This window comes from Roseibium sp., from assembly GCF_025698965.1.
Classification (GTDB): Bacteria; Pseudomonadota; Alphaproteobacteria; order Rhizobiales; family Stappiaceae; genus Roseibium.
Window position 1 is genome coordinate 1 of record NZ_JAILWL010000084.1, and the last position, 16,497, is coordinate 16,497.

Here is a 16,497-nt window from a genome sequence, read left to right on the forward strand (position 1 = left end):
CTAAGATATTTCCTTGAAATCGCCGAGCAAGGCTCATTGACACGGGCCTCGGAGCAACTTGGTGTTGCGCAACCGGCCTTGTCTCTTCATTTGAAGAATATGGAAGAAGAGCTCGGAACCCGCCTTCTTGATCGCAGTCGATCAGGCGTGGTGCCGACCGAAGCCGGCAAGTTGCTCGTTCGACGGGCAAGAGCAATCCTGAATGACCTTGCCCGGACCGAAGACGATATCCGAAATCTGGAAACCGACCCGACAGGGACGGTACGTATCGGTATACCTGGAACGCTCAGCAGCATTGTCTCGCTGCCGCTGATTACTGCCGCCCGTGAGCGCTACCCCCGGATTACACTCAACATTGCCGAAGCCATGAGCGGTTTCATCGCCGATTGGCTGTCGGAAGGCAGGGTCGACATCGCCTTGCTCTATAACCGTTCCCGGGAAGCGGGGATTGTCTCCGAGCTTCTCCTTGAGGAGGAACTTGTCGTTTTGTGGCCCGGCGACGAAGACCGGCCGGAAGAGCTGAACCTTGCCGATCTGGAGGGCGTGCCGCTGGTTCTGCCGAGCGCACCACATGGTTTGCGCCATCTGGTCGACCGGAAATTGCTGGCAATCGGAATTGAACCTTCGGTCGCTATCGAGATCGACTCATTTGCAAACATCAAGCGGTTGGTGGCAGCCGGATTCGGCGCGTCCATCCTGCCGTTTTATGCACTCAAATCGGAAATCGCAACGGGCGACCTACGGGGCAGCCGAATTGCGGAGCCGGGCCTTTGGCGGGACGCTTATCTTCTTTATCCCACCGGTCGTCCGGTAACATATGCTCAGGAAGCCATCCGCAATCTGTTGCGAGAAGTTATCGCGGACCTGCTTGACAGTGGCACCTGGGTTGCCGCGCGCCCGCGTGCGTGAGCTACTCAGCCTTGGAAAGGTTTGCCTCAACAACCTTCGCACATGCCAACAACGCCTCATCACGGCCACCGCTGGCAATCAGCATGGCGCTCAATGTGTTGCCGCCGTGCTGATAGGGAAGAGCGATGCCGCAGGCATCGGCGACATTGCCGAGTGAAGGATTGCGGAGTGCCAGAAGGTTCAAGCGGTTGAACGTTTCGTCATCGGCAAGATCTTCGATTTTCGGTGGCAATTTCGGTGTCGTCGGCAACAGCAGGATGTCTTCGCCGAGTTCCCGGTCGAAAGCTTCGATAAACGCCACGCGGCGATGCAGTGTTTGTCGGTACTCGACCGCCGAGATTTCTTCCGCACGTCCCATCCTTGCATGGACACGCGGGTCGAACTGGCCCGGTGAGGCCTGGAAATGGTCTTCGTAATGGGCGCGGGATTCGACTGAAGTCATATGCCAGGGCGGAACCTGATCATAGAGTTTAATGCAGTCGAGATCTTTTTCGATGACATCAAGTCCGGCATTGCGCAATACCTGAACAACGACCTTGAAACCTTCGGCAACTTCCGTGTCCATCTCCGTGAAACCGAAGTTGAGTGGAACGATCAGCCGAGTGGCCTCTGGAGTGGCGGGTTCAACCGGCTTGTCTGCCATGATCTGCCAGGCAAGCTCACAGGCCGCCACGCTTTTAGCCATCGGTCCAAAACTGTCGAGACTGTCGGAAAGCGGTCTGCCGCCGTCCATAGGGACCGAAGCCTGGGTCGGCTTGAAACCCGTGATGCCGGTAAAGGCAGCGGGGATCCGCAAAGAACCTCCGGTATCGCTGCCAATTGCAATGTCGCAGAGCCCGAGCGCAACCGACACGGCTCCGCCGCTGGTCGAACCACCTGGCGCGCACCCAGGATAGGCGGGGTTTTGCGGTGTTCCGTAATGGGGATTGAGCCCAAGTCCGGAATAGGCGAATTCGGACATGTTGGTGATGCCAACAAAGACAGCCCCAGCTTGTTCCAATCGCGCGATTGCAGGTGCGTCCGTTTCAGCGGCTGGATCGTTCGCGAGAACCCTGGTTGCCGACGTTGTGGTTTCACCGGTCACGTCGAACAGTGCTTTGACACTGATGAGAGCACCAGCCAGAGGCGAGTCGATCGCCTTTGCAGCATTTGCCTGATTGCGGGCCCGGTTTGCCAGCAGTTTGATAAAGACGGAAGTGGCAGCAGCTTCCCCGGATGCACGCTCAAGAGCTGTTTCAAGTCTGCTCTCGGCGGTTTGGGCGGTCCAGGGAAACGGTGCGCTCATGGTGTCATGATCCTTTGGTTCGGAAGCGTTGTCAGATGGATATCACGAAATAATCTCAAGGGAAGAGGTCTTGTAGCCCCACACGATCGATCGGTCGTGAATGGGGTCCGTGAGCGCCATCCTGAAGTCGGCGGCAGGGCGCACACCGCCGATTGCCGGCAAGGTACCGCAGAGCATTGCAGTCCCATCTTCAAGCCGAGCTCCCTCGATCAGCCTTTGCAGCGGCAGGATCGAGGCCAGCGTGCCATCCTGGTAGGCGCGCCAATCGCCGTCTTCCAGAATCCAGGATTGGAGTTTCAGATCATCGAGGTGACCGGCAACGTCTTCCAGCTTCCAGAGCCTGTCGGCGACCGGTTTTGCGCAGACCTGTTTGGAGGCGGCAACGGAGTGGGCTTCGAGTGCCCGGTCCGTATGATCGGAAGCCAGCCCGATCCAGGTTGTGCCGCCGGTACGCAAGAGGATGGGTTCCGCTTCTCCGGATGTGTCGGGTCCGAGAACCTGGATGACTGCCTCCTGTGTCAAAAGGGACGGCGCGCACTGGTAGTAGAGCGGTACGGAGGAAGGGGCGGGGACGCCGAGCGCGGCCAATTCTTCAATGTGATGATCCACTGCGGACCGGTTTCGCCCGGTCCAGCCGGCCACAATGAGCCGGTTCGGAGTGCTGGTCAGCACTCCGGAAGCCGTATGAAAGTCCATGGAAGGGTCTCTTACAAGGTTGAAGGAAGGAAGAGCGCGAGTTGCGGCGCAATGATGAGCAAACCGACCATGGCGAGCATCGCCAGGGCATAGGGAATGCAGCCAAGCATCACATCGCTGAAGCTGCCCGATTTTCGCGCGGCCTGGACGACATAGAGATTAAGTCCGACTGGCGGCGTGATCAGTGCCATTTCAACAAGGATGATCATCAGGATGCCGAACCAGATCTTGTCATATCCAAGCTGGACAATGATCGGAACAACGATCGGAATTGTTGCAACCATCAGGGACAGGGTTTCGATGAAGAAGCCGAGGACGATGTAGATCAGAATGATCACCATCAAAGTTTCCAGAGGGCCAAGACCGAGGTCATTCAGAACGTTCTGCAGGGCTCGACTGACACCGGCAGCCGTCAGGGCAAAGTTCAGAACATAGGCCCCGATCACCACCAGCATGATCATGGCTGACGTCTTCACCGACCCGCGCAGAGCCTTGGACAACATATTCCAGTTCAGGGCTTTCTGATGTGCCGCAATCATGAGGGCAATGGCAACTCCGACCGTTGCTGCTTCGGTCGGAGTTGCCCAGCCCGCGTAGATGGAGCCCACGATTGCGCCAAACAACCCGAGAATTGGCAACAGATCGGTCAAGCCTTCGAGCTTTTCACCCACCGAGCTTGACTGGCGTGAACCTCCAAGCGAGGGCTTGAAGATGCAAAGTATGACTGTGATCAGCATGAAAAGGGCCGCCAGAAACAGTCCCGGAACCAGTCCGGCCAGGAACAGTTGCGGGATGGAGCTTTCGGTCAGGAACCCATAGACGATCAGGTTGATCGAGGGCGGGATCATGATGCCGAGCGTACCACCGGCAGCGATGGCGCCCGAAAAGAGTTTCTGATTGTAACCCAATGTCTTTGCCTGAGGCATGGCGACAGTGGCCACAGTTGCAGCTGTCGCCACAGACGACCCGCTTGTTGCGGAAAACATTGTTGATGTGGCGATGTTGGCGTGGATCAATCCACCCGGCATCCAGGCCACCCACTTTTCCAATGCGGCGTAGGTGCGTTTTGCAACTCCGCTGCGTACCAGAATTTCACCCAGCAATACGAAGAGCGGTATGGCAATCAGCGTTCCGCTGTTGGAGGAGGACCAGACGATCTGTCCAAGGCCGCGCATCAGGGGAAACGGGCTGAAGAACGTGTCGATGCCAAAGGCCAGCAGAAACAGCACGATGCCGACCGGAATGGAAAGCGTCAAAAGTCCGAGAAGACCGACTGAAGTAAAGGCGATCATGCTTCCCCCCTCGCACCGGCGATTTCGTCAACGGACTGGTAGTCGGAAGACATGAATTTCACGAGAACGGACACTAGAAGAATGCTTGCGGAAACGGCAAACCAGACCCACCCCGTCCACCATAGCGATTGCGGGATCCAAAGCGGTGTTTCCAGCGGCGTGTTTGCGCGCGCACCGGTGGAAAGCGTTTTTTCCAACACGCCCCAACCCCGCCAGGCAACCACGATGGCCGTGCCAGCCAGGCAAATCAGTGAAATGATGTCGAAGACCGCCCTGCCGAAGGGGACCAGGCGCTGACGAAGCAGGTCAATGCGTACATGGGCTTGCTCCGTCAGGGCGTAACTGATCCCCCAGCTGGTGGTGACGGCCATCACATAGCCGGAGATTTCATCGACTCCCCCGATTGAGCCGCCCAGTCTGCGCGCGACAATCTCGATCAGTGTAAAAGCCACGCATGCAAGCAGTATCAGTCCGACACCGATTGCTAGACGGTCATTGAGCCGCCGAATGAAGGAAACCAGGGAAGTCATGAGATCCGGCCTTAGTTTGTTTCCAGGTTCACACCGGTGACCTGCCCAACGCTGTCACTCCAGCGCTTTGCCCAGTCTCCACCTGCACGTTCTGCCCAGTCCGGAAGAACTTCCGTGATGAGCACATCCTTGGCCTTTGCCTGATCGGCTGCACTGGCTTCAACAAGCACCAGACCTCTGGTGTCACCATAAGGGCACTCACCATTACCCGTCAGGCATGCAATGTCGTTTTCAAGTGCGTTTTGCGCTGTTTTCCAGGCCGGGGCCTCCAGGTTTTCCTTCACGCCCGTTTCGAGAACAGCTTGCTGTTCGCTGGACAGAGAGTTCCACTTGTCGAGATTGATGGCGGTGACAACCGGATCCCAGCCGCCAAGCGGGAGTGGCATGAGGTGGGTGGAGACTTCCCACCAGCCGGCGTTGTAGCCCGATCCGGCTCCGGTGATTGCACAGTCGACAACGCCGCGCTGCAAGGCGCCAGGGACTTCGCCGAAGGAAACATTTACACCCTCGGCACCCAGGGCTTCGAGAAATTTGGCGGTCATGCGGCCGGATGCGCGAACTTTCTTGCCTTTCAGGTCGTCAAGCGACGCGATATCGGCATTACAGAAAACCACCTGCGGCGGGTAGGGGGCGATGCCGAGGACTTTGGCATTGAAAACGTCGCGATAGATTTCGTCGACCATCGGCCTTGCCGCTTCCACGGCCTTTTGCGCGGTGGCCGCATCGGTTGCAATCAGCGGTACGTCGAGTGCTTCAAGAGCGACACTGTCGGACACGGCATAATCGGCAACTGTCATGCCGACGTCAAAGACACCTTGTGAAAGAAGACGGAACACGTCGCCGCCTGCGATCCCCATCTGATCGTGGGTCGTCAGCGCAGCAGTCAGATCACCTCCAGAGGTTTCGGGAAGCTTTTCGTTCCAGAACGGAGCTTCGTACTGCTTGTGTAGAGGCAAGCCGCTCCAGCTGCCGACGACAGCAAGTTCTTCTGCCTGTGCGGCAGAGCCCGTGGTCAGCGCGACCATCGACATCGCTGATAGCATGATGACATTTTTCATAGCGTGGTACATCCTCTGTTCGTGTTTGTTTTCAGTTATTTATCGTTATATTTATAAAGTGGTGCTGTAAGTTCACCGACGTCCGCGATCAGCATTGCTCCCGGGGCGTGTGTTATCGACAAGGGCAGCTGCGCGGCCATGATGGCGACCTGAGGCGTCACGCCGCATGCCCAGAAAACGGGGACTTCCTCTTTTCGAATTGCGACCGGCTGGCCCCAGTCGGGCGTGTTCAGATCACCAATGCCGATTGCTTCAGGGTCACCGACATGAACGGGTGCGCCGTGGGCGAGGGGATACTTGCGGCAAATGGCGTGGACTTCATCGATGCGTTCCTTTGGAATAGGCCGCATTGAGACGGCCATACCACCACCGAAGGGGCCGCTTGCGATTGTTTCGATCGAACTCCGGTACATTGGCACTGTGACATTGCAATCGATGTGACGCATTGCGATGCCGGCGTGGCGAAGGGCGTTTTCGAAGGTGAAGGAGCAACCGATCGCGAAGGCGACCAGGTCGTCCCGCCACAGATCATTCAGGTCGCATACCTGTTTCTCGAGCTTGCCGAAGCGATAGATATTGTATCTGGCCGCGTCGGTCCGAATATCGACGTTGTCGCCGAGGCGTTCAATCAGGGGATTGCCAGGCTCGGAAACGCCGGCCAGAGGACAGGCCTTCGGGTTCTGCCGGCAATAGGTGTGAAAGTCATCGGCATAAAGACCCGGCAAAATAGCCAGATTGCATTGCAGCTTGCCCTTTGCCAGACCGGCCGTGTGCCCCGAATAGCGGCCAAAGCGAATGGCTTCACGCTGGGCAATGGTGTCCAGATCAAACAGGTTGGACGTCTCTGCCAGTTCACTCGTCATTTCCACCTCGAAAGTTGCTGGTAAAATGCTGCGGCGGAACTATGATCAAGTCAAATCGTCATTTTTTGTCCAAAGTGATCAAATTTTTGGATCACTTTACTGGAGTGAAACCCCATGACCTTTGAACAGCTTCGCACGTTCCTGACCGTTGCGAAAATGGGTGGCGTGCGTAAGGCCGCCGAGCAACTGCATATCTCGCAACCAGCTGTATCGACACGGATTTCCAGTCTGGAAACCTATCTGGGTACGGAGTTGTTCAGCAGGACTTCAACCGGGGTTGTGCTGACCAGAAAAGGGGTGCTGCTGCGCCAGCATGCGGAACAGATCATGGCCGTCACCGAACGCATCAAGGGGGACGTGATGTCGGAAGACAGCGTCAGCAGCCTGCTGAGATTGGGGGTGGCTGAAACGGTTGCCCAGACCTGGCTCCCGGATTTTCTGACCGAACTTCACCACAGGTATCCAAAACTCAACATTGAGGTATCCGTCGATATCTCTCTCAACATGCGGGAGATGTTGCTGGACAGGTCCTTGGATCTGGCCATCCTGATGGGACCTATATCCGATTACAGTGCCGACAATCTGGAGCTGCCGCCGTTTCAGCTTGACTGGTACCGACCTGTGGGACTGGAAGATCCGGATCTCAGTGTCACGCCAGTGATTACCTATAACCGGCAGTCGCGTCCGCACAGGGAACTGACCCAGGAACTGCGAAGTCGCCATGGCAGCACTGCCCAGATCTTTCCGACCAATTCGCTGTCCACCGGGTTCGAGATGGTTGCGTCAGGGATTGGTGTCGGGATCTTGCCAAATGTACTTGGACGCAAATTTGTTGAGCAGAACAGAATTGCAACGTTCGATCCCGGCTGGCAGCCGACCCCTTTACGTTTCACCGCGACCTATGTCGCCGAACCCCTGAACCAGCTGATTGCCCGCGCGGCAAAGGTCGCACAACGGGTTGCAGAAGCTCATCATGAAGCGATCTACGGGTAAGGTTGGCGGCAAAGCAACAGTTAAGCGTTATGCACGGACCCATAAACAGACCTTAGTCCATGTAGAGAAATTCAACGCCCGCTTCTTCGTTCTTGGTCCAGCGGATCTCGCCGTGAAAACGCAGTTTCTGACTTTCGATCTCGATAACAATGCGCGATTTGAGTTCAAGGTCCTTGGTGTTCACGGCGACCCGGCAACCGCCGACGCCGATATCCTCAACAACACAAGGTCGGTGGGTATCCTCAAATTTCAGAATGCCTTTCCACTTGCATCGTTTGCGGGGAAACGTTCGCATATCTTCATATAATACACGTGTCGCCGAAACCATTTCCAAGCAGCCCTAGAGGAAAGCGTATAATTCAGATTTCTACTTAAGGTAGATCTTACATTTTAAGATTATGTTAAGTCGTACTTTCCTAGAGGAAGCTGTGGCGGCAGAGAGATTGAACTCGATCACTCGGTTTCGGATTTCGGTCCAGTCACCACCCGACCGGAGATACGACGAATATCGTCCGACCGACCGATGATGAAGATGGCGACGAGCAACAGCACACCGTATCCCATTGACAGCAGAAACGGATTTCGTATTCCGAAAGTCAGCAACTCGCCACCGATGAACGAATTCAATCCGGCGGCGAGCGTCCACATGGCGACGGAAACCCCCATGACCCACCCCTGCAGGGTCTCGTCGACGCTGGAGGAATAGAGCGCAAAAAGAGCAGGGGCGCCGATGCCATGGGCGATGCCGAAGGGAATGAAGGCGAGATAGGCAAGCGTCGAATTCGGCGCTGAAATCAGCAATGCGATCGATGCGATCATCGTCACGGCAGAAAAAACGATCATTGATTTACGGGACATCCGCTCCTGAAACGGACCGACCAGAAACGTGCTGGTGACACCGAAGCTTGCACCGAAAATCAGAACGCCGACGCTGGTTCCTGCGGTGTCCAGACCAAAGCGGCTCGAAAGATAGTTGGTCAGGAAGATATAGGCCGTGATCAACATGGCCATATAGAGGAAGAACAATATCGTGACGCGGCAAACGGTGGGGTGTTTGCCGATGTCGAGGATGAGGCGCACCACGTCGAGAGGATTGATGCGCAGGGGCAGGCGGTTCGGGTTCACATCGTGAAAGAACACAAGGATCATCGCGGCCGCGAACAGATTGAGTGCGCCGCCGACATAGAACGGCAAAGCCAGCGAAGCATCGCTGCCCAGAAGGTTCGGATCGGAAAAGACACCGCCAATTACGGGGCCGACAACCAGACCGATACCGGCCCCGGCAACGATGAAGCCCATATTGCGCCCCTTGTCGGCATCATCCGTGCTGACATCGGCCATGGCAGCCTGGGCAATTGACTGGGTACCGGCGGTAAATCCTGTTATGGCCCGGCTGGCCAGCAAGAGCCAGAGACTGTTGGATGCCATGGCGACAATCGTCAGGAGGTAGCCCGTGAACGAACCGGTAAGGCACAGGATGATGCCTTTCTTGCGGCCGATACTATCGGATATTCTGCTGACATAGACGGCGCCCAGAAACCAGGTTGTGAAAAAGACCCCAATGACAAGGCCATAGTTCAATCTGCGGGCGGATTCGCTTGTCGAAGCCGGCAGAAACCCGAGATCGGCTTGCATCATCAATGTATTGAATATCGGGAAGGCGAGACCCTGTCCCATAACGTCAACAAGCACGACAAGCATCAGGCTCAATTTCGCCGGGTTCAAGATCTTCCCCCCATTTCGCTTAACCAGTCATTCAACCGCTGAAGGCGGCAGCGACGAAAAGCAATTCAAGATCATGCAGGAAGTGTAGCACACCTCGTGATTGTATGTTCGCGGAAAGTGTGCGTAACTTTCTGTTTTCGTAGCGACTTCTTGCCTAATCTCAGCTTCGCTTACAAGCGACCCGAGACCGTCAGGCCAGCACGCCCGCGAGCAGCGTCCGGGTCGCCTTTTCGTAAGAAGTCCGGTCTTCACCGGCGGCAATTGCGAGCGCCGCGCGATCAAAAGCCGATGAAAGGAGGACGGCCAACGGTTTCAGGGGGATGTCCCTCAAAGCCCCTTGAGCCGCCGCATGTCGCAAGCCTTCCAAAAGTGTGGCACCACCCGTCTCGCGGTCAATCTCCGCCATTTCTGTCTGGCCCAGCACAGTTGGTCCCTCAAGCAGCATGATCTTCGCTCGTCCGGGAAAGGACATGGCGGAAAAATAGGCACTTGCACCGGTCATGAAGGCTTCCAGCGGCGGCTGATCCGTATTGGTTTGTGCATCGATTTCCTGTGCAACGGCAGATGCTTCCTGCAGCACAAGCGCGCGCATCAGGTCAGCCTTGTCGGCGAAATGATGATAAAGAGCGCCGCGTGTGACATCCGCCAATTTGACGATCTCCGGCGTACCTGTTTCGGCATACCCCTTCTCCACGATAAGACAGCGTGCCGCGTCCAAAAGGGCACGGCGTGTCTCGGCCCGTCTTTCGGCCTGTGATCGGCGTGTTTTAGCTTCTTGCATACATGCAGCCTGTATGTTAATTGATTTATACATACAAACTGTATGTCTTTTTTTAAGGCGAGAAAAGCAGAAAGGCGCGCAATGCGAGCTGCTTTCAACGCCAAACTGCCGGGAGAAATGCCATGAAATGCACTCAGTATTATCCGGTCCTCATGACGGACAGTGTGACTGACACCGCACGGTTCTATCAGGAGAACTTCAAGTTCAAGGCTGTTTTCGAGGCGGACTGGTATGTTCATCTTCAATCGCTGGAAGATGAGAAGGTCAATCTTGCTGTTCTGGATCAGTCGCATGAAACCATTCCGGAACAGGGTCGCGGGGCAGGGGCAACAGGCCTTCTGCTTAATTTTGAAGTTGAAGATGTCGATGCCATTTATGCAGAGGCAAGGCAGATGGGCTTGCCGATCCTTCTGGCGCTCAAGGACGAACCCTTCGGCCAAAGGCATTTCATCACTCAGGATCCGAATGGCGTCATGATCGACGTGATCAAGCCGATACCGCCAAGTGCAGAGTTTCTGGCGCAGTTTTCGCCGGAAGCGGTTCCGGGCTGACGATAGGTTGATCCTGAGGCGGCGCTCGACCGACCGGGTATCTTTCAGGCAAAAGTTGTCGACAAGTGCCGCCTCGCAGCATGGCTATGAGATAACTTGCCCGCGGTGCCGGGCGCGTTCGCAACTTGCAGATCAGAGGAATTCTCCAAAGTGGATTGAGGTGGTTGCATGCTGCTTTTCCGCAATTCAAATTGCGGCAATAATTGATGTTGTCTTCAGCGTGATTTCTGATTCGCGAAGATTGGAAGCACCGATTGAAATGAAGACAAAGATTGTGACAGGTGATGTCGATCAAGGGACTGAAAGTCGGAATTGTCGGTGGCAGCATTTCCGGCTGTGCCGCTGCAACTGCATTCCTGCGCATTGGCTGTGATGTGGAAGTCTTTGAACGCTCGTCTCACGGCCTGAAAGACCGCGGATCCGGAATCGACATTCCAAAACCTTTGTGTGCCGAGCTGGAAGACAAAGGATATCTGCCACAGGACTATTCAGTTTGTGAAGCGAAGGTCAGATGGTGGCAGTTTCCCGATGGATCACAAAATGGTCGCCGGCTTTGGACGCAACCCAGTCCCTCCGTCGCCAACAACTGGGGCAACCTCTGGCAAGCGTTGAGGCGCCTCGTTCCCGACAGGCTTTATCACGAAGGCAAGGCGCTTGAAGCATTTGATGAGACCGGAGAAACCGTCACGGTTCGGTTTGCCGACGGATCCCGGCGGGAATTCGACCTTCTTGTTGGTGCTGACGGCTATCACTCGGCGGTTCGGCAAAATCTGCATCCGGAGGCGGAGCCGGAATTTGCCGACTACATCCTATGGCGCGGCAATTACCCGGAAGCCGAGCTTGAGGACAGAAGCCTGATCGAAGCTCTTGACCGCGAAGCCGCACGATTGGTCGTGCCGTTTTCAGATGGACACAGTATCTTGTACATGATCCCCGGATCCGATGGCAGCACGTCTCCTGGTAAACGGCGGGTCAATTGGGGCGTCTATGCTCCTTGCCCGAGAGCGCTTACGCTAAATGGTATAGAATCCGAACCTCCAGGATCGATCACCGCAGAGATCTTCAAGGATCTTCAGGCCTTGCTTGCGGAACATTTCCCACCTGCCATTGCGGAGCTGATCGGACATTCCCCGCGTGAAGAAGTGTCGATCCAGCCAATCTACGACAGCGTTGTCGACACTTATGTCGGCAACCGCACAATGCTGATCGGCGACGCCGGGACCCTGACCCGGCCTCATACCGCAAGCGGAGCGACCAAGGCGCTGGAAGATGCCCTGGCGATCGAACGTCTTGGCAGTGAGATCTGCGACCTGCCGGAGCTCTTGTTACGCTATAATTCCGAACGATGTGGTCGAGCCAGAACCGTCAGTGAAATCGGACGCCGGATCGGCCGGGCTCAGGTGGTCGACACGCCCGACTGGGGCAACATGACAACTGCCGATTTCGAGGATCTGATCAGGTCTATTCTGTCAGGAGAAAGACTTTATCTGTTTGGCGACAAGGTGTGAGGCTGATTGAGGCCGGCAGGGGGCCGAGTTCTTTGGGACATTTAGATTTCTTGAAAGAACTAGCTGTCAGTACGCGTTTGGATTTAGGGCGTGTACTCATAAAACGTCGATTGCCGCTTTCAATTTTTCTTTGGTCTTGAGGGGATCAGCGAAGCCACGATTTCAGGTCAATCTGAATTCGATTTCTCGGAAATCTGAAATCAACGGACAGGCCGGTTTTGCGTCGTTCGGACTGGCGAACCCAATCGCAACCACGTCGCTTCCGGCATTTAGCCCTGCCTGAATACCAGCAGCCGCGTCTTCAAAGACCAAACATTGTTCGGCACTCGTACCAAGTTTTTCTGCGGCCAGGATGTAACCTGACGGGTCTGGTTTGCCGCGTTCGATATCCTCTGCGGTCACGAACACTTCGGGCCGGCTGCTGTTAATCGGCGGATAGCGAGGTCACGGCCGGCGGAGGTTACGATTGCCCAACGTCCCGGTGGTAATTGGTTCAATAGATCAACAGCACCAGGGATTGCTACTATTCCGCGGATATCGGAAGTTTCTGCCGCTTCAATTTTGTTAGCCTCAGCTTCGCAATCCATGCCGGATTTCGCAAATTCCCGGACTACGTCAATTGTTCTTCGGCCGTGTGAAACGGCAAATAGAGCAGCTGGGTCAAGTTCGTTAGTAACAGCCCAATCAGTCAATATACGCTCAACCACGGCCCGGGAATCCAGAAGTGTTCCATCCATATCGAACAAAACCGCTGAATAGGATCGATCTAGCTGCAACATCTTTTTGAATTGTTCCTTTGTCAAACAATGCCGATAGCGGGTTTGAACAACGGCTCGATAATCAAAATTTCACCCATGTGAACCTCCTATCAAGTGCAGAAAGCAAACGCAGGTGGACATTGAATTCCTTTGTTACCGATTCCTTCTGTTTCCACTAGATCGTAAAGACAAAGAGCAGGCAGATGCTGAGCGTCATGCGCTGGCTATTTATGCGCGCGATTGTTTCGATGCTGAGCTGCTCATGGAAAGTGCCTCGCAGAACCGGTTTCAGGAAGATCTGCGAGGCAAGTGAGGTTGCAATTGCGTGAACAACCGATGCTACACCTGACCTAAGGTAATTTTGTTGTAAATTGCTGAATTGTCGAAATCGGTACGGTGCGGAGATTTTATTTCAAAACATGTTTCAAATGGAGAAATGCAATGAAAATACCCTTTCTGGCTCTTTGTTTGATTTTCTGGATAAGCAGCAACGCAAATGCAGTTGTGAGCTTCTGGTACCAAGATGGAAACTGGACGGTCTGGAGTGAGAAAGACAAATGCAAGGCCATCAACCGGCCAATCATTGAAACCAGTCATGCTCCCTATATGTCCTTCTGGCTGGTTCATGACCTTTCAAATCCAGGCGTGTCGATAGATGCTTATTTCTGGCCAGGCGCGTTTGTTGTCGGGACGAAATTCAACGTCAATCTTGTGCCACCGGGCGGAGAGCAAATCACCGTACCTGCCGAAGCTGGACTTGATTTCGCATTGAGAACGGAAAGACCTCTGACGGAAGATGAAGTTGCTCTTCTTGAGGAGCAAAACCTGCTGATTGTCAAACCTTCACACACGTCTTTCAGTCAGGCTGTAGATGCCATCAAATTGCCCATGGTCTTACGACAGCTGAAGACCTGTGCCGATTTTCTCGGCCAAGCGAAGCAGAAGTGAATGACTGGCTGGTTCGGATCTGCAATGCCTTGTGGAGAGCAGGTGGCTACACCAGTCGCTTGCGTCTCAGCAGCGATTGAACAACCGCAGTTGAGAGCGGCCAAAGAACAGACGTCAAAACAGCACAGCCGGTGCGCAGAAAATCATTGAGATTTTTGAAGTTCAGTTCGAGCAAGGTGAGGGATAAAAAGACGGCAGCAACAATCCAATAAAATGCTGTACCGACGCTCAATAGAAAATTCATGGTTTAAAATCGCCCCGATGCCTAACTTGATAAAAATCTACCTAAATTCGAAATACCAAATATGGTTGTGACCGGTAAGGCGCAAAATTTGGAATTGCAAATTACAGTTAATATTGAAGGCAAGGCTCCAGATTTGTTCAGTCTGAGGTTTTGTCTCGTGCCTGAATGGCGGGATCAAGAGCCTGAACTTCCTTGTTCTGCCAGATCGTAAAGACAAAGAGCAGGCACATGCCGAAGCTGGCGACACCGACGCTGAAAGGCAGATAGATGCTCAGCGACATGAGCGGTCCGCCGATGAGGGCAATCGTTCCGGAACCCATGGTGAACCATGCGATGGTCACGCCCATGACCCAACCCTGGCGGGTTTCATCGACGCTGGCGGAAAAGAGCGCCAGCAGGGTCGGGTATCCGAGACCGAAGGCGAGCAGGATCGGGATGATCAGGATGTAGCTGAGGTCCGGGACCGGGTTGATCATGAACAAGATGATGAAGACCGACATGACAATTGCGGTAGCGACGATTGTCGGGATCTTGCGATAGCGCTTGCTGACATAAGGAACCAGCACGGTACCGCCCAGCATCAGTGCCAGGCCGAGAATGACCAGCATCATGCTGTTTTGGAAGGTGGTGAATTTAAACCGCTCGATCAGGTAATCGGCCAGATAGATGTAATAGGCATTGAGGCCCATGAGGAAAAAGAAATAGCCGAAGGACAACTTCTGCACGACCGGAAATTCACGAATGCGGTAAAGTGTCAGAAACACTTCGGACAAGCCGAAATCGATAGGTTTGCGCTCCAGCCGAACATCGGAATAGGCGCCTAGGATCAGCGCGAGCGTCAGGACGACAAGCACGATGGCAACGTAGAATGGCAATTCCAGGGACGCATAGGATCCAAGAATATTGTTGTCGCTCAATACGCCGGCCAACAATGGTCCGATCATCATGCCGATAGCGGATGCCCCGACGATATAGCCGAGATTGCTGCTCTTTTCCTGCTCCGTTTCACTGGCATCGATGAGAGCGGCCTGTGCAATTGGCTGATTGCCGGCGGTGAAACCGGAGATCGCGCGACCGAGGATGAGCATCCAGAGGCTGGAGAATTCAATCGCAAGGATTGTCAGACCGTATCCGGCCACGGCACCGACCAGGCAAATTACAATCCCGGTCTTGCGGCCGATGTGATCGGAAAGTTTTGAGATGTAGGCCGCACCGAAGAACCAGAACAGATAAAAGACCGCGCTGACCAGTCCGTAATAGAACTCCCGGGTGGAGGAGAGGGTGCCTTTCGGCAGGAACGTTGCAGTCGGGTCGATCAGCAACGTGTTGATGATCGGAAAGATCAGACCCTGACCCATGAGGTCCACTATCACGACCAGCAACAACGCAATCCGAGCCAGCATTTCCCCTCCTACGACGTCTCGTGGAAACCCTGAACCAAATAGCGTTTCCTATCGCGTTGAATTCTTCGATTTCAGGCAGCAATAGGTGGGGTCAATCTACTCACGAAATGCCTTACCCTCTGAAAACATTGGGTAAGGAGAGCTTGGCAGATCGGAAGCCGGCCGTCTAGGAGGCAATCGGCGGGCAGGAACTGCTTTGTTCGGCCCTTGATTTCAAACCCTGCAGGCTTTGCATCGTGTTCGGGTTGCCCGGAAGAACGAAACTCTGCTCCAGTGCAGTACGGACATTATTGATCACTGCAAGGTCCTGAACCGCCAGGGTCTGACATGGTGTTCCGGTAAAGCGCACCCGGATGCGGATTACGCGCTGACCGTTGTCGGAAGGGCCGAATTCTGAATCAAGCGCCGGATTTTCGCCCGTCATGGGGCGTTCCAGGACGACCATATTCGTCTCGTCCTGCAAAACAACCGTACCGCGCTCCTGAGCACTGGAAACGAGCGCCGCACGCACCGTCGCCGGGTCCGCTGCAATATTGACGCTTTGAGCGCCTGCGGGGACACTAAGCTGTGGCTGGTCGGGAGCAGTCGACCGCTGCGAGCCGGACTGGCAGGCAGCAAGAGAAAGAGCAAATAAGCTGGCAATAACAATATGTCTCATCGGTGGTCCCGAGTTTGAAAAAGGTCATCCAAAGTTACGGTCTAAAACAACATTATGCCTAGGCCGTGTAGACAAATTGGTTTCGGGCGTGGCGCGTATTGCATTTGAGGTTTGAGCAAGACAGATGCGAGGTCCGTATTGATATACGGGCGTGCTTTCTGATGTCCTCAAGATCCAAATGCACAATCTTTTCTCAAATCACGCTCCAAACCAATGCGTCCACACGGCCTAGTACAACAAAACTGCCTGTGACCGCCATAACTCTAGGGTATGAATACATTAAAATCTTGGTGAT

Annotated in this window: 19 protein-coding genes; 6 read left to right on the forward strand and 13 right to left on the reverse strand. The window is 54.7% G+C overall.

The window, feature by feature from the left end; genetic code table 11:
• Window positions 1-909: LysR substrate-binding domain-containing protein (locus tag K5905_RS09115; RefSeq protein ID WP_297582759.1), on the forward strand; the 909-nt coding region annotated here is incomplete at its 5' end.
• A 1-nt stretch (window position 910) separates the two neighbouring features.
• Here K5905_RS09115 and K5905_RS09120 read toward each other — a convergent pair.
• Genes K5905_RS09120 through K5905_RS09145 form a run of 6 tightly spaced genes read right to left on the reverse strand, consistent with a single transcriptional unit; the run spans window position 911 to window position 6,633 of the window.
• Window positions 911-2,194, reverse strand: coding sequence for an amidase family protein (locus tag K5905_RS09120; RefSeq protein WP_297582762.1), 1,284 nt, complete (start codon window positions 2,192-2,194; stop codon window positions 911-913).
• Window positions 2,195-2,236: 42 nt separating this feature from the next.
• Window positions 2,237-2,890, reverse strand: coding sequence for a DUF2848 domain-containing protein (locus K5905_RS09125; protein WP_297582763.1), 654 nt, complete (start codon window positions 2,888-2,890; stop codon window positions 2,237-2,239).
• A gap of 11 nt (window positions 2,891-2,901) precedes the next feature.
• Entirely contained in the window at window positions 2,902-4,182 is a 1,281-nt protein-coding gene (locus K5905_RS09130; protein ID WP_297582766.1) for a TRAP transporter large permease, read from the reverse strand.
• Complete coding sequence (locus K5905_RS09135; RefSeq protein WP_297582769.1) at window positions 4,179-4,712, reverse strand: TRAP transporter small permease subunit; 534 nt, start codon at window positions 4,710-4,712, stop codon at window positions 4,179-4,181. The genes K5905_RS09130 and K5905_RS09135 overlap by 4 nt, the downstream gene beginning before the upstream one ends.
• 11 nt (window positions 4,713-4,723) lie before the next feature.
• A complete protein-coding gene (locus K5905_RS09140; RefSeq protein ID WP_297582772.1) occupies window positions 4,724-5,770 on the reverse strand; it encodes a TRAP transporter substrate-binding protein in 1,047 nt (348 codons plus the stop codon).
• 35 nt (window positions 5,771-5,805) lie between these two features.
• Entirely contained in the window at window positions 5,806-6,633 is an 828-nt protein-coding gene (locus K5905_RS09145; RefSeq protein ID WP_297582774.1) for a putative hydro-lyase, read from the reverse strand.
• A gap of 114 nt (window positions 6,634-6,747) precedes the next feature.
• Between K5905_RS09145 and K5905_RS09150 the strand changes: the two genes are divergently transcribed.
• Window positions 6,748-7,626 carry a LysR family transcriptional regulator gene (locus K5905_RS09150; protein WP_297582776.1) on the forward strand — a complete coding sequence of 293 codons (879 nt, stop codon included), beginning with the start codon at window positions 6,748-6,750 and terminating at the stop codon, window positions 7,624-7,626.
• A 52-nt stretch (window positions 7,627-7,678) separates the two neighbouring features.
• Here the strand turns inward: K5905_RS09150 and K5905_RS09155 are convergent, their stop codons facing one another.
• From K5905_RS09155 to K5905_RS09165, 3 genes are all read right to left on the reverse strand, one after another.
• Window positions 7,679-7,921, reverse strand: coding sequence for a PilZ domain-containing protein (locus tag K5905_RS09155; protein ID WP_297582778.1), 243 nt, complete (start codon window positions 7,919-7,921; stop codon window positions 7,679-7,681).
• Between the two features lie 158 nt (window positions 7,922-8,079).
• Window positions 8,080-9,351, reverse strand: a complete 1,272-nt coding sequence (locus tag K5905_RS09160) for an MFS transporter (RefSeq protein ID WP_297582781.1) — start codon at window positions 9,349-9,351, stop codon at window positions 8,080-8,082.
• A 190-nt stretch (window positions 9,352-9,541) separates the two neighbouring features.
• Window positions 9,542-10,132, reverse strand: a complete 591-nt coding sequence (locus K5905_RS09165; RefSeq protein WP_297582784.1) for a TetR/AcrR family transcriptional regulator — start codon at window positions 10,130-10,132, stop codon at window positions 9,542-9,544.
• A 122-nt stretch (window positions 10,133-10,254) separates the two neighbouring features.
• Between K5905_RS09165 and K5905_RS09170 the strand changes: the two genes are divergently transcribed.
• Together K5905_RS09170 and K5905_RS09175 are read left to right on the forward strand one after the other, a co-directional pair.
• A complete protein-coding gene (locus tag K5905_RS09170; protein WP_297582787.1) occupies window positions 10,255-10,683 on the forward strand; it encodes a VOC family protein in 429 nt (142 codons plus the stop codon).
• Window positions 10,684-10,967: 284 nt separating this feature from the next.
• The gene (locus tag K5905_RS09175) at window positions 10,968-12,191 is read left to right on the forward strand and encodes an NAD-binding protein (RefSeq protein ID WP_297582789.1); all 1,224 of its coding nucleotides are present in this window, start codon (window positions 10,968-10,970) and stop codon (window positions 12,189-12,191) included.
• 162 nt (window positions 12,192-12,353) lie between these two features.
• Here K5905_RS09175 and K5905_RS09180 read toward each other — a convergent pair whose 3' ends face one another.
• Window positions 12,354-12,593 (reverse strand): HAD-IA family hydrolase, encoded by a 240-nt coding sequence (locus K5905_RS09180; protein ID WP_297582791.1) that lies wholly within the window; start codon window positions 12,591-12,593, stop codon window positions 12,354-12,356.
• Entirely contained in the window at window positions 12,590-12,970 is a 381-nt protein-coding gene (locus K5905_RS09185; protein ID WP_297582793.1) for an HAD family hydrolase, read from the reverse strand. The genes K5905_RS09180 and K5905_RS09185 overlap by 4 nt, the downstream gene beginning before the upstream one ends.
• Window positions 12,971-13,082: 112 nt before the next feature.
• Here K5905_RS09185 and K5905_RS09190 point away from each other — a divergent pair, with 112 nt between their 5' ends.
• Both K5905_RS09190 and K5905_RS09195 read left to right on the forward strand, forming a co-directional pair.
• Complete coding sequence (locus K5905_RS09190) at window positions 13,083-13,262, forward strand: hypothetical protein (protein WP_297582794.1); 180 nt, start codon at window positions 13,083-13,085, stop codon at window positions 13,260-13,262.
• Window positions 13,263-13,390: 128 nt separating this feature from the next.
• Window positions 13,391-13,897, forward strand: coding sequence for a hypothetical protein (locus K5905_RS09195; protein WP_297582795.1), 507 nt, complete (start codon window positions 13,391-13,393; stop codon window positions 13,895-13,897).
• A gap of 381 nt (window positions 13,898-14,278) precedes the next feature.
• Here K5905_RS09195 and K5905_RS09200 read toward each other — a convergent pair whose 3' ends face one another.
• Both K5905_RS09200 and K5905_RS09205 read right to left on the reverse strand, forming a co-directional pair.
• On the reverse strand, window positions 14,279-15,544 hold the full coding sequence (locus K5905_RS09200; protein WP_297582797.1) for an MFS transporter: 1,266 nt from the start codon (window positions 15,542-15,544) through the stop codon (window positions 14,279-14,281).
• Between the two features lie 166 nt (window positions 15,545-15,710).
• Window positions 15,711-16,202: a hypothetical protein gene (locus K5905_RS09205; protein ID WP_297582798.1), complete on the reverse strand. Its 492-nt coding sequence runs from the start codon at window positions 16,200-16,202 to the stop codon at window positions 15,711-15,713.
• Window positions 16,203-16,497: the final 295 nt, after the last annotated feature.

Coding starts and splice junctions, on each gene's coding strand:
- K5905_RS09165 (WP_297582784.1), bottom strand. CDS start 10,132: ATGCAAGAAGCTAAAACACGCCGATCACAGGCCGAAAGACGGGCCGAG.
- K5905_RS09125 (WP_297582763.1), bottom strand. CDS start 2,890: ATGGACTTTCATACGGCTTCCGGAGTGCTGACCAGCACTCCGAACCGG.
- K5905_RS09185 (WP_297582793.1), bottom strand. CDS start 12,970: ATGTTGCAGCTAGATCGATCCTATTCAGCGGTTTTGTTCGATATGGAT.
- K5905_RS09135 (WP_297582769.1), bottom strand. CDS start 4,712: ATGACTTCCCTGGTTTCCTTCATTCGGCGGCTCAATGACCGTCTAGCA.
- K5905_RS09140 (WP_297582772.1), bottom strand. CDS start 5,770: ATGAAAAATGTCATCATGCTATCAGCGATGTCGATGGTCGCGCTGACC.
- K5905_RS09145 (WP_297582774.1), bottom strand. CDS start 6,633: ATGACGAGTGAACTGGCAGAGACGTCCAACCTGTTTGATCTGGACACC.
- K5905_RS09155 (WP_297582778.1), bottom strand. CDS start 7,921: ATGCGAACGTTTCCCCGCAAACGATGCAAGTGGAAAGGCATTCTGAAA.
- K5905_RS09205 (WP_297582798.1), bottom strand. CDS start 16,202: ATGAGACATATTGTTATTGCCAGCTTATTTGCTCTTTCTCTTGCTGCC.
- K5905_RS09130 (WP_297582766.1), bottom strand. CDS start 4,182: ATGATCGCCTTTACTTCAGTCGGTCTTCTCGGACTTTTGACGCTTTCC.
- K5905_RS09120 (WP_297582762.1), bottom strand. CDS start 2,194: ATGAGCGCACCGTTTCCCTGGACCGCCCAAACCGCCGAGAGCAGACTT.
- K5905_RS09175 (WP_297582789.1), top strand. CDS start 10,968: ATGTCGATCAAGGGACTGAAAGTCGGAATTGTCGGTGGCAGCATTTCC.
- K5905_RS09170 (WP_297582787.1), top strand. CDS start 10,255: ATGAAATGCACTCAGTATTATCCGGTCCTCATGACGGACAGTGTGACT.
- K5905_RS09150 (WP_297582776.1), top strand. CDS start 6,748: ATGACCTTTGAACAGCTTCGCACGTTCCTGACCGTTGCGAAAATGGGT.
- K5905_RS09200 (WP_297582797.1), bottom strand. CDS start 15,544: ATGCTGGCTCGGATTGCGTTGTTGCTGGTCGTGATAGTGGACCTCATG.
- K5905_RS09195 (WP_297582795.1), top strand. CDS start 13,391: ATGAAAATACCCTTTCTGGCTCTTTGTTTGATTTTCTGGATAAGCAGC.